This window comes from Burkholderia cepacia ATCC 25416 (assembly GCF_001411495.1).
Taxonomy (GTDB): domain Bacteria; phylum Pseudomonadota; class Gammaproteobacteria; order Burkholderiales; family Burkholderiaceae; genus Burkholderia; species Burkholderia cepacia.
This window is the reverse complement of record NZ_CP012981.1, coordinates 519738-542071: the sequence shown is the minus strand read 5'-3', so window position 1 is coordinate 542071 and position 22334 is coordinate 519738. Positions and strand designations below refer to the sequence as shown.

Here is a 22334-nt window from a genome sequence, read left to right as displayed (position 1 = left end):
GCCCGCCGGCGCGCTTTTTAAGCGCGCGTTTCAGGGATCGCAGAATTTTAACAGGTGCTAATATGCCGCTCAGGCGGCCCGCGTCCGCGAGGCCGGACGCCGGTCTGCCGGCGTTCCCCAACCTCGCCGCGCAGGCACAACAAGATGAAAAGGGAATTGTCATGATTACGTTCAAGAGCAAGGCGGCACAGGATCTCGACGTGCTGAAGGATTTCGCCGTGTATGTGCTGGGTCTCGTCGGCAAGCAGCTGGGCGAGCGCGGCGTGATTACGCACGACGAACTGGACCACGCGATCGCCAAGCTGGAAGGCGCCGTTGCGCAGGCGAAGCAGGAGCGCGCCGAGCATGCCGGCCATTTCCACGAGGACGAAGCCGACCACGCGCACCACGAAGTGCCGCCGAGCCTGGCCCAGCGCGTCGCGCCGTTCCTCACGATGCTGCGCGAAGCGAAAGCCGGCGAAGCCGACGTGCACTGGGGCTTCTGAGCGTCCTTGCCCGGCGGTCCGAAAGGATCGAAAGGCAGAAAAAAGCCCGCTTCCGAGCGGGCTTTTTCTTTTGTCTGACGATAGCGGGCGGCGCTGCGTCCGCCGAAGGGCCGGTCAGAGCTGCGGCGCAAGCGCGCGGCGCGCGTCGTCGAGCGACAGCGCCATGCGCTGCGCGTAGTCCTCGAGCTGATCCTGTCCGATTTTCCCGACCGAGAAATACGTGCTGTCCGGATGCGCGAGATAGAAGCCCGACACGCTCGCGGCCGGCAGCATCGCCAGCGAGTCGGTCACGCTCATGCCGATCTCGTCCGCGTGCAGCACGTCGAACATGTCGCGCTTCACGAGGTGGTCGGGGCAGGCCGGGTAGCCGGGTGCCGGGCGGATGCCCGCGTACTTTTCCGCGATCAGCGCATCGTTGTCGAGCGTCTCGCCGCTCGCATAACCCCACAGCTCGCGCCGCACGCGCGCGTGCATCGCTTCCGCGAACGCTTCCGCGAAGCGGTCGGCGAGCGCCTTCAGCATGATCGCGCTGTAGTCGTCGTGGTCGGCTTCGAACTGCTTTTCCTTCACGTCGACACCCAGGCCGGCCGTCACCGCGAACATCCCGATGTAGTCGGCGACGCCCGATTCCTTCGGCGCGATGAAGTCGGCGAGCGAGCGGTTCGGCCGCATCACGCCGTCGACCACCGGACGCACGCTCTGCTGGCGCAGGTTGCGCCACGTGAGCAGCACCTCGCTGCGCGACTCGTCGCTGTAGATCTCGATGTCGTCGTCGTTGACGGTATTTGCCGGCAGCAGCGAGATCACGCCGCTCGCGGTCAGCCAGCGTCCCTGGATCAGGCGCGCGAGCATCGATTTCGCGTCGGAGAACACGCGGCGCGCCGATTCGCCGACGATCTCGTCGTTCAGGATCGCCGGGTACGGGCCCGCGAGGTCCCAGGTCTGGAAGAACGGGCCCCAGTCGATATAGTTCGCGAGCTCGTTCAGGTCGTAGTTCTTGAACACGCGGCGGCCGATGAACTTCGGCTTCACCGGCCGGTAGCTCGCCCAGTCGACCCGGGTCTTGTTCGCGCGCGCCTCGGCGAGCGTGACCATCGGCTGCGCCTTGCGGTTCGCGTGCTGGTCGCGGATGCGTTCGTAGTCGGACTTCAGTTCGTCGAGGTACTTCGCCGCGCCTTCGTCGGACAGCAGGCTCGATGCGACCGACACCGAGCGCGACGCGTCGGGCACGTAGACCACCGGGCCTTCGTAGTGCGGCGCGATCTTGACGGCCGTGTGCACGCGCGAGGTCGTCGCGCCGCCGATCAGCAGCGGGATCTTCTTCACGCGGAAGTAGTCGTCGCGCTGCATTTCCGACGCGACGTACGCCATTTCCTCGAGGCTCGGCGTGATGAGGCCCGACAGCCCGATGATGTCCGCACCCTCGACCTTCGCCTTCGCGAGAATCTCGTTGCACGGGACCATCACGCCCATGTTGACGACTTCGAAGTTGTTGCACTGGAGCACGACCGACACGATGTTCTTGCCGATGTCGTGCACGTCGCCCTTCACGGTCGCGATGACGATCTTGCCCTTCGCGCGCACGTCGCCGCCCGCTTCCGCGAGCAGGCGCTTTTCTTCCTCGATGAACGGGATCAGGTGCGCGACCGCCTGCTTCATCACGCGCGCCGATTTCACGACCTGCGGCAGGAACATCTTGCCCTGGCCGAACAAGTCGCCGACGATGTTCATCCCGTCCATCAGCGGGCCTTCGATCACGTTGATCGGGCGGCCGCCGGCCGCGGCGATCTTCGCGCGGACTTCTTCCGTATCCTCGACGATGAAGTTCGTGATGCCGTGCACGAGCGCATGCGAGAGCCGCTTCTCGACCGGCTGGTTGCGCCACTCGAGGTTCTCTTCCTTCTTCGCGCCGCCCGCCTTGAACTTGTCGGCGATTTCGAGCAGGCGGTCGGTCGAGTCGTCGCGGCGGTTCAGGATCACGTCCTCGACGCGCTCGCGCAGCTCCGCGTCGAGCTCGGCGTACACGCCGAGCTGGCCCGCGTTCACGATGCCCATGTCCATCCCCGCCTGGATCGAGTGGTACAGGAACACGGTGTGGATCGCCTCGCGCACCGGGTCGTTGCCGCGGAACGAGAACGACACGTTCGACACGCCGCCGCTCACCTTTGCGTACGGCAGGTTCTGCTTGATCCAGCGGGTCGCCTCGATGAAGTCGACCGCGTAGTTGTTGTGCTCCTCGATGCCGGTGGCGACCGCGAAGATGTTCGGGTCGAAGATGATGTCTTCCGGCGGGAAGCCGCACTGGTTCACGAGCACATCGTACGAGCGCTTGCAGATCTCGGTCTTGCGCGCGAACGTGTCGGCCTGGCCCTGCTCGTCGAACGCCATCACGACGGCCGCGGCGCCGTAGCGGCGGATCAGCTTCGCATGATGGACGAACGCCTCCTCGCCTTCCTTCAGCGAGATCGAGTTCACGATCGCCTTGCCCTGCACGCACTTCAGGCCCGCCTCGATGACTTCCCACTTCGACGAGTCGATCATGATCGGCACGCGCGCGATGTCCGGTTCCGACGCGATCAGGTTCAGGAAGCGCACCATCGCCGCCTTCGAATCGAGCATCGCCTCGTCCATGTTGATGTCGATCACCTGCGCGCCGTTCTCGACCTGCTGGCGCGCGACGGCGAGCGCCTCGTCGAACTGGCCGTTGAGGATCATGCGTGCGAACGCCTTCGAGCCGGTGACGTTGGTGCGCTCACCGACGTTGATGAAGAGCGTTCCGGACGTGACGTTGAACGGCTCGAGGCCGGCGAGGCGCATCATGTGATCGGTCATGGCGGTGCGAATTCTGGTGATGAAGGGCGTGGGGCGGTCGGGTCAGGCGTTGTCGCTGTACTGGTTCGGCCAGCGGCGCGGCTTCACGTCGGCGAGCGCCTTCGCGATCTCGGCGATGTGTTCGGGCGTCGTGCCGCAGCAGCCGCCCGCGAGGTTCACGAGCCCGGCTTGCGCGAATTCCTTCAGGAGCCCCGACGTGACGTCCGGCGTCTCGTCGAAGCCGGTCTCGGCCATCGGGTTCGGCAGGCCCGCGTTCGGGTAGCACGACACGTAGGTGTCGCACAGCTTCGCGAGCTCGGCGATGTACGGGCGCATCAGCGCCGCGCCGAGCGCGCAGTTCAGGCCGAACGTCAGCGGCTTCGCGTGACGCAGCGAGTTCCAGAACGCCTCGACGGTCTGGCCCGACAGGATCCGGCCCGACGCATCGGTGACGGTGCCCGAGATCATGATCGGCAGGCGCTCGCCGGTGTCCTCGAACAGTTCGTCGAGCGCGAACAGTGCGGCCTTCGCGTTCAGCGTGTCGAAGATCGTCTCGACGAGGAACAGGTCGACGCCGCCGTCGAGCAGTGCTTTCGCCTGCTGGTAGTACGACGCGCGCAGCTCGTCGAACGTGACGTTGCGGGCGCCCGGGTCGTTGACGTCCGGCGAGATGCTGGCCGTTTTCGGCGTCGGCCCGATCGCGCCCGCGACGAAGCGCGGCTTGTCCGGCGTCGCATATTTCGCGGCCGCCTCGCGCGCGAGCTTCGCCGATTCGATGTTCATCTCGACGACGAGATCTTCCATCTCGTAGTCGGCCTGCGCGACGGTCGTCGCGCCGAACGTGTTGGTCTCGACGATGTCGGCGCCGGCCGCGAAGTACTGGTCGTGGATCTCGCGGATGATCTGCGGCTGCGTGATCGACAGCAGCTCGTTGTTGCCCTTGATGTCGCGCGGGAAATCCTTGAAGCGCTCGCCGCGATACGCGGCTTCGTCGAGTTTGTAGCGCTGGATCATCGTGCCCATCGCGCCGTCGAGGATCAGGATGCGCGATTTCAGCAGCGCAGGCAGAGCGGCGCCGCGCGTGTAGTGCGCGTCGAGCGGGACGGAAGCGGCGAGAGGAGTCGCAGACATGGGCGAAAGACCGGCGAAGATGGGAAAACCGTCATTGTAGCCGGTGCGCATGGGCACCGCCCGGCCTTGCGCGGCGCCGGCCGGGCCGCCAAATGAAAACCCCCGCCCGGCGAACCGGGCAGGGGCATGATCGGAGTGCTCGCGGCGCCGCGTCGATGCGCGGCGAATGGCCCGGCCGCGCGAGGCGCCGGGCCGCGGGTCGTCAGTGCAGTACGACGGGCATCATCATCAGGCTGTCGAATTGTCCGAGGAATTCGTCGACTTCATCGAGCGACGGTTCATCTTCGATCAGCTGCTTCACGTGTGCGCGGAATCGTTCGGCAAGTTCGCCGTCGATGAAGATCTCGCGCTGTGCGTTCTTGTCGACGATTTCGTATCCGCCGGCATTCATCAGGTGGTGGCCGGCCTGCGGCGCGAATTCGACGACGCAGTAGTTGGGGCTGTTGTAGATCATTTGCATGGCGGCACTCCTCTTCGCAGTGGCATCTGGCCTTGTTGTCCCCTAGGTGGGGCGAGCCTTGCCGGTTTCAAGGGGCTTGCGCTGCACACCCCGTTCCCGTTTGCGTGGGGTGTATCGGTTAGAAGCCGATGTCTATGAAACGTTTCCCATTGTCGACCGGTGGACTGAAATAGTTGTTAAAGAGTGTCATCGGCGATTTCACGGAAATCTGTAATCGGTCGAAATTGCCGAATCACGCGCATTCGCGCGCGAGTTCACTGTGTGACAGGCGATGTGACAGGCGAAGATGCGGGCGGTGCAGCCGGTTGTGCAGCCGGTGGTGCCGGCGGTTGCACGGCGGCGGGCGGCGCGGGTTGTGCCGGTTCGGCGGCCGGTGCGGCCGACGGTTCGGGCGCCGGTGCAGCGGCGGGCGCATGCATGGCGCCGCCTGCCGGTGTCTCGTCGGACGGCGCGCCCGGCGCCGCGAGCGGGCCGTGCCACAACAGTTCGATCTGCGCGCCGTTCGGTTCGGTCTGCACGAGCCGCGCGGGCAGCCAGCCGAGCGACGGTGCGAGCCACATGTCGATGCGGCGCGTGTCGCCGTCGCGCCGCGGCAGGCGCATGAAGTGCCGCGCGCCGATGATGCCGGCCTGCGTCTGCACCTGCTCGTCGCCGATCACGGTGATCGGCCAGGTCTCGCCGCTGTTGTTGTCGATCACGAAGAACTGCTGCGTGACGCCCGGCTTGTACGCAGACGGATTGCCGCGCACGAGCCCCGACAGCTGCATCAGCATGCTGAAGCGGTCCTGTATGCCGTCGGGCAACGGTGCGTTGTTCGGCGTGCGTGTGAACACGACCTGCCGGATCTCGCGATTGAAGATCGCGATGTCTTCCGGACGCTTGCCGCGCTTCTCGACGTAACGGTCGGGCGCGACGCCGAACGCGTCGATGCGGCCTTCGCTGCGATAGGCGAACGGGCCGACGAACGGCACGGGCATCGACACCGACAGGTCGTAGGTGCGCCCGTCGGTACGCCAGTGGATCGTGCCGATCATGTTCTGCATGCCGTTGTAGAACGTGTCGTACTGCAGGTCGCCGGAGGGCGGCGCGATGAACTTCACGCCGCTCGTCGCGGGGCCCGGTGTCGTGGCGCCGGCGGCGCTGGCGGCACCCGCGGCCGACGCGGCGAGCGCGCCCGAGGCGCCCGGTACGCCACTCGCCGCGGACGCGGCGGCCGGCGGCTCGCCGTGTTCGGCCGTTTGCGTCGACGTGAGGACCGGCGCCGGCGCGGGTTTCGGCGCGGCGGCCCTGGGGGCCGCCGGGGCGGGCGCGGCCGGATGCTCGACCGGCTTCGGCGCAGGTGGCGCGGGCTGGCGCTCGATCGGCTGCGGTTTCAGCAGCTCGATCTGCACGGGGACTTCGGCGGGCGCGGGCGGCGTGAACGCGTCGCGGTTGCGCATCAGCCAGAACGCGGCGAGCGCGTGCAGCACCAGCACGACGACGAGCGCAATGCCCACGCGCAGCCAGCGGCGGGGCAAGGCGTGACTCGGGCGGATGTCGGCAGGCTGCATGGGCATCGGAACAGGATCGGGGCGCTCGCGTGATGTCGGGCGCGCGGCGCGCGCCACAGGAATCGGACTGTCGAATGCGCCGCGCGTTCGCGCGCGTGCCGTGACGGGGGCGGAATGCGTCAGGCGTCGCGCGCGTCGGGACTATAGCCGAGTTCGTAAGACAGTTTCTGCGCGCATGCGCGCAACGCCGTGTCGATCTCGCCGCCCCATGCAATGTCGAACGAGCCTTCCTGGCCGAGCGCGACGATGGCGAGCGCGAGTTCGCCGACCGCATCGAACACGGGCATGCAGAACGCGTGGATCGTCGGCAGCAGCATCCCCTCGACGCGCGCGGCCTCGTGCTTGCGCACGTCGGCGAGCACCGCCTCGACCTCGTCGAGCGTGCGCGGGCCGCCGTGGTGCGGCGAGCGGCGCGTATCGGCGAGTTCGCGCTCGAGCATCGCGGCGGTCTTGCTGCGCGGCAGGTACGCGGCGAACAGCAGGCCCGTTGCGGAGCCGAGCAGCGGCATCACGTCGCCGAGCTTCAGCGACGCCTTCGCCGGGTGGCTCGATTCCATCCAGTGCACGATCGTCGGCCCCTGGTTGCCCCACACCGCGATGCCGACCGTCTGGTCGAGGCGGTCGCGGAATTCGGTCAGCGCGATCCGCGCGAGCTTCACGCCGTCGACGCGCGCGAGCCGCGCGAGCCCCATCTGCAGCGCGAAGCCGCCGAGCTCGTAGCGGCCCGAGACGGGATCCTGCGACACCACGCCGAGACGCGAGAAGCTGACCAGGTAGCGGTGCGCCTTCGCAGGACTCATGCCCGCGCGCTGCGCGAGATCGCGCAGCATCATCGCGCGCGGCTCGCTCGTCAGCACGTCGAGCAGGCGGAAGCCGACCTCGATCGACTGGATGCCGGAACGGACTTTCTCGCTGTTTTCGCCGTGCTCGCCGGAAGCGGCGTCGTCGGTGTCGGAGTCGGCGAGATCGTCATCGGGAAGCGGGCTGGCGGGCATGGGCGGCGGGTGCGCGAAAATGCGGCAGGTATGGGGGTGAAAAATCGGGGGCGAAAAATCGGGGCGAAAACGGCGTGCACGATCGTGGCGCGCCGCCGGGATTCACCATCGTAAAATAGATTCCCTCCATCGTCACTACAACGGCAGAGTCCCCCTTATGAAACTTGCTTCGCTGAAGGACGGCACGCGCGACGGCCAGCTGATCGTCGTGTCGCGCGACCTGCACACCGCGGCGATCGCCGACGCGATCGCGCCGACGTTGCAGCGTGTCCTCGACGACTGGGCGTTCTACGCGCCGCAGCTGCGCGACCTGTACGACGCGCTGAACCACGGCCGCGCGCGCAATGCGTTCGCATTCGATCCGGCCAACTGCATGGCGCCGCTGCCGCGCGCGTTCCAGTGGGCCGACGGCTCCGCGTACGTGAACCACGTCGAGCTCGTGCGCCGCGCGCGCGGCGCCGAGATGCCGCCCGAATTCTGGACCGACCCGCTGATGTACCAGGGCGGCAGCGACGATTTCCTCGGCGCGCGCGACGACGTCGTGTGCCCGTCGGAGGAGTGGGGCATCGATTTCGAGGCGGAAGTCGCGGTGATCACCGGCGACGTGCGGATGAGCGCGTCGCCCGACGAAGCGCTGAAGGCCGTCCGGCTCGTCACGCTGGTGAACGACGTGTCGCTGCGCAACCTGATTCCGGCCGAGCTCGCGAAGGGCTTCGGCTTCTTCCAGAGCAAGCCGGCCACCGCATTTGCGCCGGTCGCCGTGACGCCCGACGAGCTCGGTGACGAATGGCGCGAAGGCCGCGTGCACCGGCCGATGATCGTCCACTGGAACGGCAGGAAGGTCGGCCAGCCCGATGCGGGCACCGACATGGTGTTTCACTTCGGCCAGCTGGTCGCGCACGCGGCGAAGACGCGCAACCTGCGTGCCGGGTCGATCGTCGGCTCGGGCACGGTGTCGAACAAGGACGCGAAGCGCGGCTACTGCTGCATCGCCGAGAAGCGCTGCCTCGAGACGATCGAGCACGGCGCGCCGCAGACCGAATTCATGCGCTACGGCGATACCGTGCGCATCGAGATGTTCGACGCGGCCGGCAAGTCGATCTTCGGTGCGATCGAGCAGTCGGTCGCCCCGCCCGACGGCGCGGCGTAAGCGGCGCGGCGCTTGCGCGAAACCCGGCTTCGGCCTGCGCGCCGGGTTTCGCCTGATGTTTGCCCGCGCGGGCTTGGCTACACTCGATTCAAGAGCCTCGACTCGAAGGAGCGGCACATGGCCGATCTCGCCGCATACGGCGGTTACGAAGCACTGAAGGTGACGCGCCGCGACCATGGCGTGCTCGACATCGTGATGAGCGGCGAGGGGGCGAACCGCAGCGGCCTCGCGACCGCGAACGCGCGCATGCATCGCGAGCTCGCCGACATCTGGCGCGACGTCGACCGCGATCCCGACACGCGCGTCGCGGTGATCCGCGGCGAAGGCAAGGGCTTCTCGGCGGGCGGCGATCTCGCGCTCGTCGAGGACATGGCGAACGACTTCGACGTGCGCTCCCGCGTGTGGCGCGAGGCGCGCGACCTCGTCTACAACGTGATCAACTGCAGCAAGCCGATCGTGTCGGCGATGCATGGCCCGGCCGTCGGCGCGGGGCTCGTCGCCGGGCTGCTCGCCGACATCTCGATCGCCGCGAAGGACGCACGCATCATCGACGGCCACACGCGCCTCGGCGTCGCGGCCGGCGACCACGCGGCGATCGTGTGGCCGCTGCTGTGCGGGATGGCGAAGGCGAAGTACTACCTGCTGCTGTGCGAACCGGTGAGCGGCGAGGAGGCCGAGCGGATCGGGCTGGTGTCGCTCGCGGTCGAGCCGGCCGACCTGCTGCCGAAGGCGTACGAAGTGGCCGAGCGGCTCGCGCACGGTTCGCAGTCGGCGATCCGCTGGACCAAGTACGCATTGAACAACTGGCTGCGCTCGGCCGGGCCGACCTTCGATACGTCGCTTGCGCTCGAATTCATGGGGTTTGCCGGGCCCGACGTGCAGGAAGGCCTCCGGTCGTTGCGCGAGCGGCGTCCACCCGAGTTCCCCGGCGACGCCCCGTTCTGACACGCGCCGGCGCTATGATCGATCCAGGCGCGGCTCGCGCGACCCATGGCGGCCGCCTCGTCCTCACCCAGTCAACCAGGATGCCCGTATGACGACCGATGCCCCCGGCTCCAATCCTTTCGCCGGCTTTGCCGGCTTCAAGCCCGCCGACATGATGGACCGGATGTGGGACATGATGCGGATGTCGCCGTTCGGCGCGATGACGCCGTTTCCGGGCGGCGCGCATGGGCTGCCGCCGTCGCTGTCGAGCATGTCCGACATGATGGCGCCGCTCACGAGCGTCGAGGAACTCGACAAGCGCATCACCGACCTGCGTGCGGTCGAGCAGTGGCTGAAGCTCAATCTCGGGATGCTGCAGTCGGCGATCCAGGCGCTCGAGGTGCAGCGCGCGACGCTCGCGACGCTGCGTGCGTTCGGCGCGTTCGCGCAGAGCTCGATGTCGGCGGCCGAGGAAGCGGCCGTCGCGGCGGCGCATGCGGCGAAATCCGCGTCGGCCGCGCCGGGCGATGCGCCGCCGGCGGAGGATGCCGATGCTTCCGCCGCGGATGCAGCCGCGGGCGACGCCGCGCAGGCCTTCGATCCCGCCGGCTGGTGGAACCTGCTGCAGTCGCAGTTCAACCAGCTCGCGAGCCTCGCGATGGCGCAGCCGGGCATGCAGCCCGCCGCGCCGGGCGATGCGCCGCCGGACGCGGCCGCTGCGCCGGAGCAGGCCGCGAAGCCGGCACCGGCCGCCGCCGCCGCGCCGCGCAAGCCTGCCGCGAAGCGTGCCAAATCGACCGGCGCGACCGGCGCGGCCGACGCGACCGGTTCGGCCGCGGCGCGCGCGGCGGCCGCATCGTCGCCCGAAACCCGTCCGCCGAAGCGTTCGACGTGACGCGGCGCAGGTAGCAGGTCGATCATGCGGCTCGCGCTCGTTCTGATGGGAGGCGGTGCACGTGCCGCCTATCAGGTCGGCGTGCTCAAGGCGCTGGCCGAGATCGCGCGCGAGGCCGATCCGCAGCGGCATACGCTGCCGTTCGCGGTCGTGTGCGGCTCGTCGGCCGGCGCGATCAACGCGACGTCGATCGCGAGCCACGCGGACGACTTTTCCCATGGCGTGCGGCGCCTGCTCGAATTCTGGGAGCCGTTGCGTGCCGACTACGTGTATCGCACCGACTGGCTCGGCATCGCTGCCGCCGGTGCGCGCTGGCTCGCGACGATGACGTTCGGCTGGGCGGCCCGCCGCTCGCCGCGCGGGCTGCTCGACAACGCGCCGCTCGCGCACCTGCTGCAGCGCGAGCTGAGCTTCCACCGGATCGAGCAGATGCTCGAGGCGCGCCTGCTGCACGCGCTGTCGATCACGGCGCTCAGCTATTCGAGCGGCCGGCACCTCACGTTCTACCAGGCGGCCGAGCCGATCCAGGCGTGGCGGCGCGCGCAGCGCACCGCGCGGCTCGTCGACCTGTCGGCGTCGCACCTGCTCGCGTCGTCGGCGATTCCGTTCGTGTTCCCGGCCGTGCCGCTCGTGCTCGACGGGCAGATCGAGTACTTCGGCGACGGGTCGATCCGGCAGATCGCGCCGCTGTCGCCGGCGATCCACTTCGGCGCGCACCGGATCGTCGTGGTCGGTGCGGCCGACCCGCGGCCCGAGATTCCGGCCGCGAACGGCACGGGGCTGGTACGCGGCTACCCGACGCTCGCGCAGATCGGCCAGCAGGTGCTCGCGAGCGTGTTCCTCGACTCGATCGGCTCGGACATCGAGCGCATCGAGCACATCAACCGGATGATCGAGCACCTGCCGCATCAGGTCGAGGTGGACAGCGGCTGGCGGCACGTCGACGTGCTCGCGATCGCGCCGTCCGAGCGTATCGAGCTGATCGCCGCGAAACACCTGAAGCAGATGCCGGCGACGATGCGCGGGCTGCTCGGCGCGATCGGCGGCAGCCAGCCGGCCGGCGCGTCGTTTGCAAGCTACCTGCTGTTCGAGGAGGCGTTCACGCGCGAACTGATCGAGCTCGGCTACCGCGACGGGCGCGCGCAGCGCGACACGCTGGCCGGCTGGATCGCGCTGGCGGACGGCGGCAGCGCGCCGGCTGCCGGCATGCCGCGGGACGACGGTCTCGCGACCGGCGAAATACGGGTCTGATGCGCCGGGAGGGTGGCAGGGTTGCATTTTCGCGACGGCCGGCCGCGACCGATCGCCGCACCGCGATTGGCGGCGCGCGACCGGGCAGGCGTCTCGGAACCGTCATGCACGCGTGCTATCATGGCCGCCGCCGTATACACCATATCGAACAGCCCGCCGATCCGGCATCCGCACGGGGCCCTACGGGGAACCCGCCTGGGGCAGGGGACGGGCTCGTCAGCGAGCCGGCCAGCGCCGGCCCCCACTCAGGCAAGCGCGTAGCCGGTTCCGTTCGCACGGAGCGTGGCTGCGGCATGCCGCAACGGCGGCGCGGCCGCCCGGCTGCCGGACGAGCAATCGGCGTCCGGCCGGTCGGTTTCACGCGTAAAATTACAGTCTTGGCCGCAAAAAGCGCGCTTGGCGCGCCTTTGCGGCAACAGTCACGTTTAGAGAAGTCGCATTGCGCAGAACAGGGGTGGGACCATCATGAACACCATGCTTTATCCGGAACTTTACAGGTCGCTCGAAGCTGTCCGCTGGGACATGGAGAAGGACATTCCGTGGGACAAGTTCGACGCTTCGCTGCTCACCGACGAGCAGGCGAAGACGATCAAGATGAACGCGATCACCGAATGGTCGGCGCTGCCCGCGACGGAGATGTTCCTGCGCGACAACCAGCACGACAGCGACTTTTCCGCGTTCATGAGCGTGTGGTTCTTCGAGGAGCAGAAGCATTCGCTCGTGCTGATGGAATACCTGCGCCGCTTCCGGCCGGAGATGGTGCCGACCGAAGAGGAACTGCACGCGGTGCGCTTCGAATTCGACCCGGCGCCGCCGCTCGAGACGCTGATGCTGCACTTCTGCGGCGAGATCCGCCTGAACCACTGGTACCGCTGCGCGGCCGACTGGCACACCGAGCCGGTCATCAAGCAGATCTACGAAACGATTTCGCGCGATGAAGCGCGCCATGGCGGCGCCTACCTGCGCTACATGAAGAAGGCGCTGAACAACTGCGGCGACGTCGCGCGCGCGGCGTTCGCGAAGATCGGCGTGCTGATGGCGTCGGCGCGCCGCACCGAGAAGCCGCTGCACCCAACCAACCTGCACGTGAACCAGGCGCTGTTCCCGCGCGATACCGTGCAGTCGCGCCTGCCCGATCCGGAATGGCTCGAGCGCTGGCTCGACGAGCAGATCCGGTTCGACGGCGAGTGGGAAAAGAAGGTCGTCGAGCGGATCCTGCACAACCTGTCGATCCTGTTCGAGCGCACGTTCGCGACCGCGCAGGAGCTGAACCGCTACCGCAAGGAAGTCACCGGCCGCCTGCAGGCCGAAAGCGGCCCGTCGTCGGCCGCGCAGCCGGCCTGAGGCCGGCAGGCGCCGCCGCCGGCGTGAATCGCGCCGGCCGGTAGCGCTGTCGTGCCGTATCCGTTGCATGAAGCCCGCCTGGCCAGCCCGGCGGGCTTTTTATCTGGCGCCGCCGTCGCGCGTGCCGTTGCTCATTTCGTCCGATCTCCACCATGTCCGCCACCTTCGAACGCAAGCTGATCACCCGTGATGCCCTCGTCGCGCTGCGTGCGTCGCTGCCGTCGCCCGTCGTGTTCACCAACGGCGTATTCGACATCCTGCACCGCGGCCACGTCACGTATCTCGCCGACGCGAAAGCGCTCGGCGCGTGCCTGATCGTCGGCGTGAACAGCGATGCGTCGGTGCGCATGCTCGGCAAGGGCGACGACCGGCCGATCAATCGCGAGGAAGACCGCGCGGCACTGCTCGCGGCGCTGGAAAGCGTCGACTGGGTCGTGACGTTCGGGGAAAAGACGCCGGTGTCGCTGATCGAGGCCGTCCGTCCGGACATCCTCGTGAAGGGTGGCGACTACGACATGGACGCGCTGCCGGAATCGGCGCTCGTGCGCGGCTGGGGCGGCCGTGCGCTGGCGATTCCGTTCGAGCACGACCGCTCGACCACCGCGCTGCTGAAGAAGGTGCGCGCGCAGCAGTCCTGAGTACGGCCCGGCGCCGTCAGGGCGCGGACGCCGCGAGCGGGGCCGTCGTGACGGCCGGCGGCGCGATCGGGCCACCGACGACGGGTTGGTCGGTCGCCTGCGCGAGCGGCGTCACGCGCAGCGCATCGGGCCGAACCTGCCGCGACAGCACGCCGGGTTCGCGCGGGCCGGCCGACGGCAGCGGCCCGAACACGCCGCGCGCCACCACGAACGCGAGCATGTTGGCGAGAAAGAGAACAGCGATCAGCCAGCGCAGCATCGTCGAACCTCCTTGTCGTCATCGACGTCGTTCACGTCATTCAGTCGAGCCGGCCGCATGGCCGGCTTTTTCATGGCTTCCGCCGGTCGAATGCACGGGCCGTTGCAGCCGCCCCGCGCGTACTGCTTCGTCAGCGTGCCGCAGGTCCGTGCGGACCCGCGTCGCCGCACGCCGGCGCGATGCCGGCGCCGGTTCCGTCAATCCTGCGCGGCTTCGGCCGCAATCAGCGCGAGCCCGGACAGGATCAGTGCGTCGTGCCGCGTATGCGGCACCGTCAGCGCGCGCGCGACGTCGTCCGCCGCGCCGCCGGCCAGCACGAGCCGCACGGGTGCGTGCCACGCGTCGGCAAGGTCGCGCCACGCGCGCTCGATCAGCCCGGCCTGCGCGTACAGGCAGCCGGCCGACAGCGAGCGCGGCGTATCGACCTGGAACGGATCTGTCTGCGCACCCGCGAGCAGGCCGCTCGCGATATCGGTGGTCAGCGTCGGCAGCTGCGCGGTGTGCGTGCCGAGCGCGCGCATCATCAGCGCCCAGCCCGGTGCGATCAGCCCGCCGGTGAAGCGGCCGTCCGCGCGCAGCGCCTCGAGTGTCGTCGCGGTGCCGAACGTCGCGATCAGCAGGTGCTCGCCCGGAAACGCCGCGTGCGCGCCGATCAGGCCGGCCCAGCGGTCGCTGCCGAGCTGTTCGGGTGTCGTATAGCCGTTCGTCACGCCGCATTGCGTGTGACGCGAGCGTATCGTCGTGCGCGGCAGGCCCGGCCAGCGCGCGTCGAGCAGCGCGTCGAGCCGGGCGGCCACGTCGGCGCCCGCGACGTTCGAGATCCACGCGCCGCGCGGATGCGGCAGGTTCGACCAGTCGGGATCGGCGCCGCCGTCGCGCGTGTGGCCGAATGCGCCCGTCTCGACGAGCGTGCGCTGCGCATCGGCGAGCGCCCACTTGATCCGGCTGTTGCCGGCGTCGATCAGCAGGTGCGGCTCGTTCATTGCGCTTCGCGCAGCGACACGTCGCCGGCCGCGATCGCCTGGATGCCGTCCGGCGTGTCGAGGAGCAACTGGCCGGTCGCGTCGATGCCCGTCGCGATGCCGCGCGCGCGTTCGATGCCCTGTTCGAGCAGGACGACTTCGCGCCCCGCATACGCGTGCAACGCATGCCAGCGCGGCACGAACGGCGCGAGCCCTTCGGCGCCGAACTGCGCGAGCGCGGGCGTGAGCGCGTTCAGCGACGCGGCGAGCGTATCGGTGAGGTTGGCCGACGCGCACGCGATCGACAGCGCAGCGGGCGGCAGCCCGCTCGCGAGCGTCGCTTCGCGCGCGCGCAGCGCGTCGACCTGCGCGGCGACGGCTTCCGCGCCGCGGACGTTGATGCCGAAGCCGATCACGACGGCGGTCGCGTCGGCGCTGGCCCAGGCGGTTTCGATCAGGATCCCGGCGAGCTTGCCGACGATGCGGGGTGTGCCGTCGTCGGTGGCGGTCAGCAGCAGGTCGTTCGGCCATTTGAGCGCGACGCGCGAGCGGGCGTCGAGCGGCAGTGTGGCCAGCCCTTCCGCAAGCGCGACGCCGATCGCGATGCTGAGGCCGCCGAGCGCGTCGACGGGGCGCGGCACGATGCAGCCGACCGAGCACAGCAGCGCGTTGCCGGGCTGTGCGAACCACGGGCGGCCTTGCCGGCCGCGGCCGGCCGTCTGCTCGAACGCCACGCGCACGAGCGGCGCGGGCAGCGCGTTCGCGTGGCGCGGCAGCGCCTTGAGCCGGGTGGTGACGTCGGCGTTGGTCGAGCCGGTGGCGGCGACGATGTCGAGCGGCCACGCACGCGGCGCGGCGTCCAGGTGCGCCTCGAGCCGGTTGCGCGCGATGTGCGCGTCGCCGGAATCGGGCGTGTCGGAGGAGGTGGGGGCGTTCATGGCGCCTATTGTAGCGACAGGGGGCGGTGGCGCGCGTCGAGCGGCGCGCGCCACCGGCAGTGATCGACCGGCAGTGATCGACCGGCAGTGATCGACCGGCAGTGATCGATTGGCAGTGATCGATCGGCAGTGATCGACCGGCAGTGATCGACCGGCAGCGATCGACCGGCAGTGATCGACCGGCAGCGACCGATCGGCAGCGGTCGACCGGCAGCGACCGATCGGCAGCGGTCGACCGGCAGTGATCGACCGGCAGCGACCGATCGGCAGTGATCGACCGGCAGCGATCGATCGGCAGTGATCAACCGGCAGTAATCGACCGGCAGTGATCGACCGGCGGCGACTGACCGGCGGCGACCGATCGGCAATGACCAACCGGCAATGACCAATCGGCAGCGACCGACCGGCAGCGACGAACCGGCAGTGACCAATCGGCGGTGACCGACCAGCATCCACCACCAAGGCGGCGCACGGCCGCCCGCATACGCGCGGCGCCGGCGTGCCGCCGCACGACTCAATGCTTTTCCATCTGCTCCAGCGCCTTGATGTCTTCTTCGGACGTCATTTCGCACGCGAGCAGCGTCTTGCCCTTCAGCGCCGGGCCCTGGCGGGCCGACACGAGGATCAGCGCGCCGCCCGGGCCGCGCACCGTCAGGCGGCGCGAATAGCCTGCCGACGACGCGCCCAGCAGGTGCCCCTTTTCAGGCGCGAGCGTGTAGCGTTGCGCGAGCTGGCCGGCGACTTCGCCGTCCACGAGCACGCCGATCCCGGTGCTGGTGAACACGACGTGCTGCGTCGTGAAGCCGTCCCGGTGGATCGGCTCCGGCAGTCGGAAGACCGCGGCGCCCAGCATCGATTCGTCCGGCTTCGGATCGGTGGCCTTGACGGTGTTGTAGATCGAGTCCATCAGGTCCGACGTGAACGGCGGATTGCAGATCGCGGCGTTGAAGATGTCGGGTTGGGCGGGCGGCGCGGCGAATGCAGCGAGCGGCGCGGCGGAGAGGGCAATGGCAATGGCGGCGGCGCCGACGGCAGCGGCGCGACGCCCGGACAGGCGAAGGGACATGAATGCAGTTCTCTCAGGTTTTATTGTGAGGCTGCATGTTAATGCATCGCCGCACGCCGGCCGATCGACGGGGAGCGGCCGGGTGGCGGCAATGCAACAGGCCCGCGCCCGCGCGCCGCGATCGATTCCGTTGCCGGATGATCGATGCGCGGAGCGTCGGGGCTTGCCCGTCAGGCAGCCGGTGCGATGCGGGTTCGCGTTACGGCGCGACGACCGGATGCTTCAGCGCATGCGCGGTCTCGATCCACTGCGCGTGGAATTCGTCCGCGTCGGGCTTGAGCCCGAGCTCGCCGTTGCGATAGGCCATCGCGAGCGTCTGCACGGCTTCCGGCAACTCGTGCTCGGCGGCCCGGCGATACAGCGCGAGCGCGCGTGCGTCGTCGCGCGGCACGCCGCTGCCGTCGCGGTACGCGTTCGCGAGCATGAAGTCCGCGGCCGGGATGTCCGCGCGCGACGCGACCTCGAACCAGTGCGCGGCCTGCACGGGATCGGCGGCGATCCCGTAGCCGCTGCGATAGATCAGCCCGAGGTAATACGCGGCGGCCGGGTCGCCTTGCGCGGCCGCTTCGCCGAGCAGCGTGCGGGCGCGTGCATAGTCCTTCGGCATGTCGTTGCTGCCGAGCAGCAACGCCTTGCCGAGCGCGAGCTGCGCCCGCCGGGCGGCCGGCGCGTCGGCCTTGCCGTTCGCCGTCGCGGCCGTTTCCAGCCAGCCGCGCCCCTCGTCGCGCAGCCCCGGTTCGCGCGCGTCGACGAGCGCGATGCCGAGCGCCGCCTGCGCGTCGGCAGAGCCGCGGCGCGCGAGCGTGCGCAACTGCGCGAGCGCGTGCGGCTCGGTGGCCTGCGTGACCATTGCCTGCCACTCGTCGAGCTGCGCGGCGCTCGGCGTGGAGCCGGCGCCGCGCAGGCCGGTCGCGGCGACGACGGCCGCGACGGTCACGGCCGCCGCCGCGAGCAGCGCGGCCGGCGGAAGTTTCGCGCGCAGCACGCGCCGCGCGGCAGCGGCGAGGCCGGATTCGGCCGGCCGCATCGTCCGGATCGGTTGCATCGCGTGTCTCATTGCGTGAGGTCGATCTCGTAGGTGGCGAGGTTCTTGCCCGAGCCGTCGTCGGCCGCGACCTGCGTGATGCCGGTCAGGCCGGCCGCCGCCGCGTCGCCGAGGCGGTTCGGCGCGGACGCGAACTGCACGTGCGCGACCGAGCTCGCGAGCTTCGTGAAGCGCCAGCTGCGCTGCGCGCCGTCCGCCGTGCGCGTGATCGCGCCGCGCTTCTTGATGAACGCGATCAGCACGTCGCGGTTCGCATCGGGCGACGCGAAGATCGTCTTGCTGCCGTCGAGGCCCGGGAAGTTGCCGCCGCCGCTTGCGCGGTAGTTGTTGGTCGCGACGATGAACTGCGCGTTCGGGTCGATCGGCGCGCCCTTGTACGTCAGGTTCCTGATCCGGCTGCCGACCGGCTGCGTGACGTCGATTTCATAGGCGAGATCGGCCGACGTGAACATGTCGAAGTTGTAGCCGGGGAAGGTGCCGACGAGCGGCTGCACGGTCGCCTTGGTCGGGTCGATCCGGTTGAAGCGCTTCGCGGCGGTTTCGAGCCAGTTCTTCACGTCGGCGCCGCTGACCTTCACCGCATAGACGGTGTTCGGATACAGGTACAGGTCGGCCGCGTTGTTGATCGCGAGCGCGCCCGGTGCGACGTCGGTGTAGTCGGTGCCGCCGCCGAAGCCGCTCTTGAACGGCGCGCTGACCGACAGCACCGGCAGCGACGCGTATTGCGGCAGGTTCGCCTGCACGTAGGTCTTCACGTAGTCGGCCTGCGCCTCGTTGACGATCTGGATCGCGCCCGGATCGCCGACATCGGCGAAGTACGAGTTCATCCGGTAGTCGGTCGAGCCGATCGGCGTCTTCACGTAGTCGATCGTCGCCTGGTGCTCGGCGGCGATCGCGGCGGAAACCGACGGATCGGCCGCCACGTAGCTCTTGTCGGCGTTCTGGATCGGCCGTGCCTCGACGGTCGTCTGCGACTTGTCGACGCTCCACGTCTTGCCGTCGAACTTCAGGCCTAGCTTGATCACGCCGAGGTGCTTGCCCCAGTAGTTGGCCATCACGGTCGGCACGCCGTTGACGGTGCCCTTGACCTTGTCGACGCCCGGCAGGTTGAACTGCGACACGGTGCTGTTCGCGTCCGGGAACACCTGGTGCGAGTGGCCGATCAGCATCGCGTCGATGCCGGTCACCTTCGACAGCCACCAGCTGCCGTTCTCCATCGTCGGCGAATACGCGGAATTGTCGAGGCCGCCGTGCGAGATCGCGACGACGAGATCGGCGCCCTTCGCGCGCATCTCCGGAATGTACTTCTCGGCCGCTTCCTTCAGGCCGGTCGTGTAGACCTTGCCGTCGAGCCAGCGCTTGTCCCAGTTCATGATCGCGGGCGGCGTGAAGCCGATGATGCCGATCTTCACGGGCGCGCTGACCGTCTTGCCGTCCGGCGTGGTCGCGGTCACGGTGCGGGTCAGGATCGTGTACGGCGTGAACAGCGGCGCGTTGGTCTTCGCGCTGATCACGTTCGCGAGCACCTGCGGGAAGTTCGGGCCCGCGCATTTCTTCTGCTGGGCCGGCGCCGGCAGGCCGTCGACCTCGAACGTGTTGCCGGTCACCTGCGACAGGTACGGCAGCCCGTAGTTGAATTCGTGGTTGCCGATCCCGCCGCCGTCGAATTTCGCGGCGTTCATCACCTTGTAGATCGCGAGCGTTTGGTCGCAGCCGACCGGTTTCACGAGCGCCTGGTAGTCAGACAGCGCGGTGCCCTGGATCGTGTCGCCGTTGTCGAGCAGCAGCGTGTTCGGGTACTGCTTGCGCGCCTGCGCGATCAGCGTCGACACGCGTTCGAAGCCGAGCGAATTGTCGGCGGCGAGCTTGAAATAGTCGTACGACAGCACGTTGGTGTGCAGGTCGGTCGTCTCGAGCAGGGCGAGCGTGGCCGTCGTGCCGACGGGCGTCTGGGCTGCCGGCGGCGTCGCCGGCGGCGAGGTGACGTCGTCGCCGCCGCAGGCGGCGAGGATGAAGGCGAGGCTGGCGAGCGCGGCGATGGCCGGCACGCGACGGCGGGAAAGCAGGGGGAGACGCATCGGTTGTCCTGTTCGGTGTTCTGTTTTATGAAACGCGAGGTGCGCAACGATTGGCGGCGCGGGGCGCCGACGGCCTGATGTGCGGCGCGAGAGAGTATCGAAAGGAAACGTGACGGAAGAATGAAAGGTGGTGACGTCGGCATCGGGCGGCGAGCGGCGGCTTCCCCGCGCACGCGGGGGCGGGCGCCCGGCCGCCCCCGGCTGCGCGCCCCGAGCTCGCCGCCCGCACGGAAATCCTCACGTCGCGGCGCCGGGCGGTTCGCTACAATGGCCGCTGTCACCTTTTTGCAAACAACCCGCCCTTGGACTTCGAGACTCCTCCCGGCCTGTCGGTCGACGCCGGCGGCCAGGGCCAGACGGTGCGCCTGACCGGCCAGTGGACCGCGCTCTCGCTTGCACGCAATCGCGGCGCGGTGGCGCGCCGGGTCGCGAGCATCGCGTCCGGGCGCGTGAGCGAATGGGATCTGTCCGGCATCGAGCGGCTCGACCACGTCGGCGGCCAGGCGCTGTGGCGCGTGTGGGGCCGCAAGCTGCCGGACGGCGTCGCATTGAGCGCCACGCAGCGCACGATCTTCGAGCGCATCGAGCGGCTAGACAGCGAGCGCGAGGCGCCCGAGCGCGTCGTGCGCGTCGATCCCGTCACGCGGCTCGGCCAGGCGATCTTCCGGTTCGGCGAGCATCTGCAGGGCGGCATCGCGCTGTTCGGCCTCGTGATCCTCGATGCGCTGTCGGTGTTGCGCCGTCCGCAGACGATGCCGTGGAAGGAGACCTCCGCGAACATCTACAGCGCGGGCGCCCAGGCGCTGCCGATCACCGCGCTCGTCGCGTTCCTGATCGGCATCGTGCTCAGCTACCTGTCCGCGCAGCAGCTGCAGATGTTCGGCGCGAACCGCTACATCGTGAACATCCTCGGGCTGTCGGTGATCCGCGAGCTCGGCCCGGTGCTGTCGGCGATTCTCGTCGCGGGCCGCTCCGGCTCGGCGATCACCGCGCAGATCGGCGTGATGCGCGTGACCGAGGAGCTCGACGCGATGCGCGTGATGGGCATCCCGCACGGGCTGCGGCTGATCCTGCCGCGCGTGCTCGCGCTCGGCGTCGCGATGCCGCTGCTCGTGATGTGGACCAACATCATCGCGCTGACGGGCGGCGCGCTCGCCGCGAAGCTCGTGCTCGGGATCGACGTCAACTATTTCGTGCGCTCGCTGCCGGGCGTCGTGCCGATCGCGAACCTGTACATCGGGGTCGGCAAGGGCGTCGTGTTCGGCATGCTGATCGCGCTGGTCGCCTGCCATTTCGGCTTCCGGATCAAGGCGAACTCGCAGAGTCTCGGCGAAGGCACGACCACGTCGGTCGTGACGTCGATCACGGTCGTGATCCTCGCCGACGCGGTGTTCGCGATCCTGTTCCAGAACGTGGGGCTCGGATGAACGCATCGAACGAAACGACCGCGCACGCCGCGGCCATCGGTGCCGGGTCGGTCGGCGAGCGGCCGGCCGCGGCGGCCGCTCCCGGCGATCTCGTGATCGAGGTGCGCAACCTGACCAAGCGCTACGGGCGCAACATCATTCACCAGAAGCTCGACTTCGACGTGCGGCGCGGCGAGATCGTGTCGATCGTCGGCGGCTCGGGCTCCGGCAAGACCACGCTCGTGCGGCAGATCCTCGGCCTCGAGCGGCCGACGTCGGGCACGATCAAGGTGTTCGGCGAGGATACGGCGACGATCGACGACGCGAGCGCGCGGATGATGCGCACGCGCTCCGGGATGCTGTTCCAGCAGGGTGCGCTGTTCTCGTCGATGACGGTGTTCGACAACGTCGCGCAGCCGCTGCGCGAGCTCGGCCGCGTGCCGCCGGACCTGCTGCACGACATCGTGATGCTCAAGCTCGAGATGGTCGGGCTGCCGTGCAAGCACGCGTCGAAGATGCCGGCCGCGCTGTCGGGCGGGATGGTCAAGCGGGTCGGCATCGCGCGTGCGATCGCGCTCGAGCCCGAGCTGCTGTTCCTCGACGAGCCGACGGCCGGCCTCGATCCGCAGGCGTCGGACGAATTCGTCGAGCTGATCGCGACGCTCCACCGCACGCTCGGGCTGACCGTCGTGATGGTGACGCACGATCTCGACACGATGGTCGCGCTGTCGACGCGCGTCGCGGTGCTGGCCGACCGCAAGGTGCTGGTCGCCGCGCCGGTGGAGGAGGCCGCGAACGTCGACCATCCGTTCATCCACGAATATTTCCTGGGGCTGCGCGGGCGCCGCGCATTGCAGGCGCTGCCGCCCGAGCGGCGCGCGAAGCTGCCGAAGGCGGCCCTCGAACCGGCGCTGTCGAGCGTCGAGCTGTAGGAACGAAGGAATCC

At 69.0% G+C, this 22334-nt stretch carries 20 protein-coding genes; 9 read left to right on the top strand and 11 right to left on the bottom strand.

Annotation, left to right across the window (positions count from 1 at the left end; all coding sequences use genetic code 11):
- Positions 1–161 precede the first annotated feature (161 nt).
- Entirely contained in the window at positions 162–485 is a 324-nt protein-coding gene (locus APZ15_RS02470) for a DUF1840 domain-containing protein (RefSeq protein ID WP_011353361.1), read from the top strand.
- 114 nt (positions 486–599) lie between these two features.
- Here the strand turns inward: APZ15_RS02470 and metH are convergent, their stop codons facing one another.
- The 5 genes from metH to APZ15_RS02445 all read right to left on the bottom strand — a co-directional run bounded on the left by metH (position 600) and on the right by APZ15_RS02445 (position 7432).
- Complete coding sequence (metH, locus tag APZ15_RS02465) at positions 600–3317, bottom strand: methionine synthase (RefSeq protein ID WP_027789008.1); 2718 nt, start codon at positions 3315–3317, stop codon at positions 600–602.
- Between the two features lie 42 nt (positions 3318–3359).
- A complete protein-coding gene (locus tag APZ15_RS02460) occupies positions 3360–4427 on the bottom strand; it encodes a homocysteine S-methyltransferase family protein (RefSeq protein WP_027789009.1) in 1068 nt (355 codons plus the stop codon).
- 202 nt (positions 4428–4629) lie between these two features.
- On the bottom strand, positions 4630–4887 hold the full coding sequence (locus APZ15_RS02455) for a BTH_I0359 family protein (RefSeq protein WP_006477667.1): 258 nt from the start codon (positions 4885–4887) through the stop codon (positions 4630–4632).
- A 254-nt stretch (positions 4888–5141) separates the two neighbouring features.
- Complete coding sequence (locus tag APZ15_RS02450; RefSeq protein ID WP_027789010.1) at positions 5142–6443, bottom strand: DUF3108 domain-containing protein; 1302 nt, start codon at positions 6441–6443, stop codon at positions 5142–5144.
- A 113-nt stretch (positions 6444–6556) separates the two neighbouring features.
- The gene (locus APZ15_RS02445; RefSeq protein ID WP_027789011.1) at positions 6557–7432 is read right to left on the bottom strand and encodes an IclR family transcriptional regulator; all 876 of its coding nucleotides are present in this window, start codon (positions 7430–7432) and stop codon (positions 6557–6559) included.
- 157 nt (positions 7433–7589) lie between these two features.
- On the opposite strand from APZ15_RS02445, the gene APZ15_RS02440 reads away from it, so the two are divergent.
- The 6 genes from APZ15_RS02440 (at position 7590) to rfaE2 (ending at position 13634) form a co-directional block, all read left to right on the top strand.
- Positions 7590–8582 (top strand): fumarylacetoacetate hydrolase family protein, encoded by a 993-nt coding sequence (locus tag APZ15_RS02440; protein WP_027789012.1) that lies wholly within the window; start codon positions 7590–7592, stop codon positions 8580–8582.
- A gap of 117 nt (positions 8583–8699) precedes the next feature.
- Positions 8700–9527 carry an enoyl-CoA hydratase/isomerase family protein gene (locus APZ15_RS02435; RefSeq protein ID WP_027789013.1) on the top strand — a complete coding sequence of 276 codons (828 nt, stop codon included), beginning with the start codon at positions 8700–8702 and terminating at the stop codon, positions 9525–9527.
- A gap of 88 nt (positions 9528–9615) precedes the next feature.
- The gene (locus tag APZ15_RS02430; protein ID WP_027789014.1) at positions 9616–10401 is read left to right on the top strand and encodes a PhaM family polyhydroxyalkanoate granule multifunctional regulatory protein; all 786 of its coding nucleotides are present in this window, start codon (positions 9616–9618) and stop codon (positions 10399–10401) included.
- Positions 10402–10425: 24 nt separating this feature from the next.
- A complete protein-coding gene (locus APZ15_RS02425) occupies positions 10426–11652 on the top strand; it encodes a patatin-like phospholipase family protein (RefSeq protein ID WP_027789015.1) in 1227 nt (408 codons plus the stop codon).
- 465 nt (positions 11653–12117) lie between these two features.
- On the top strand, positions 12118–12996 hold the full coding sequence (locus tag APZ15_RS02420) for a ferritin family protein (protein ID WP_034195849.1): 879 nt from the start codon (positions 12118–12120) through the stop codon (positions 12994–12996).
- A gap of 152 nt (positions 12997–13148) precedes the next feature.
- Positions 13149–13634, top strand: a complete 486-nt coding sequence (gene rfaE2 / locus APZ15_RS02415; RefSeq protein WP_012329309.1) for a D-glycero-beta-D-manno-heptose 1-phosphate adenylyltransferase — start codon at positions 13149–13151, stop codon at positions 13632–13634.
- A gap of 16 nt (positions 13635–13650) precedes the next feature.
- On the opposite strand, the gene APZ15_RS02410 is transcribed toward rfaE2, so the two are convergent.
- The 6 genes from APZ15_RS02410 to APZ15_RS02385 form a co-directional block, all read right to left on the bottom strand.
- Positions 13651–13893 carry a hypothetical protein gene (locus APZ15_RS02410; RefSeq protein WP_027789017.1) on the bottom strand — a complete coding sequence of 81 codons (243 nt, stop codon included), beginning with the start codon at positions 13891–13893 and terminating at the stop codon, positions 13651–13653.
- Between the two features lie 197 nt (positions 13894–14090).
- Positions 14091–14876, bottom strand: a complete 786-nt coding sequence (locus tag APZ15_RS02405) for a type III pantothenate kinase (RefSeq protein WP_027789018.1) — start codon at positions 14874–14876, stop codon at positions 14091–14093.
- Positions 14873–15793, bottom strand: a complete 921-nt coding sequence (locus tag APZ15_RS02400) for a biotin--[acetyl-CoA-carboxylase] ligase (protein WP_027789019.1) — start codon at positions 15791–15793, stop codon at positions 14873–14875. The genes APZ15_RS02405 and APZ15_RS02400 overlap by 4 nt, the downstream gene beginning before the upstream one ends.
- Before the next feature lie 514 nt (positions 15794–16307).
- Positions 16308–16859, bottom strand: a complete 552-nt coding sequence (locus tag APZ15_RS02395) for a hypothetical protein (protein ID WP_027789020.1) — start codon at positions 16857–16859, stop codon at positions 16308–16310.
- Positions 16860–17058: 199 nt separating this feature from the next.
- Positions 17059–17904 carry a tetratricopeptide repeat protein gene (locus APZ15_RS02390; protein ID WP_027789021.1) on the bottom strand — a complete coding sequence of 282 codons (846 nt, stop codon included), beginning with the start codon at positions 17902–17904 and terminating at the stop codon, positions 17059–17061.
- A gap of 8 nt (positions 17905–17912) precedes the next feature.
- Positions 17913–19982, bottom strand: a complete 2070-nt coding sequence (locus APZ15_RS02385) for a bifunctional 2',3'-cyclic-nucleotide 2'-phosphodiesterase/3'-nucleotidase (protein WP_027789022.1) — start codon at positions 19980–19982, stop codon at positions 17913–17915.
- A gap of 302 nt (positions 19983–20284) precedes the next feature.
- On the opposite strand from APZ15_RS02385, the gene APZ15_RS02380 reads away from it, so the two are divergent.
- Positions 20285–21409 (top strand): MlaE family ABC transporter permease, encoded by a 1125-nt coding sequence (locus APZ15_RS02380; protein ID WP_027789023.1) that lies wholly within the window; start codon positions 20285–20287, stop codon positions 21407–21409.
- A complete protein-coding gene (locus APZ15_RS02375) occupies positions 21406–22320 on the top strand; it encodes an ABC transporter ATP-binding protein (protein ID WP_021164214.1) in 915 nt (304 codons plus the stop codon). The genes APZ15_RS02380 and APZ15_RS02375 overlap by 4 nt, the downstream gene beginning before the upstream one ends.
- Positions 22321–22334: the final 14 nt, after the last annotated feature.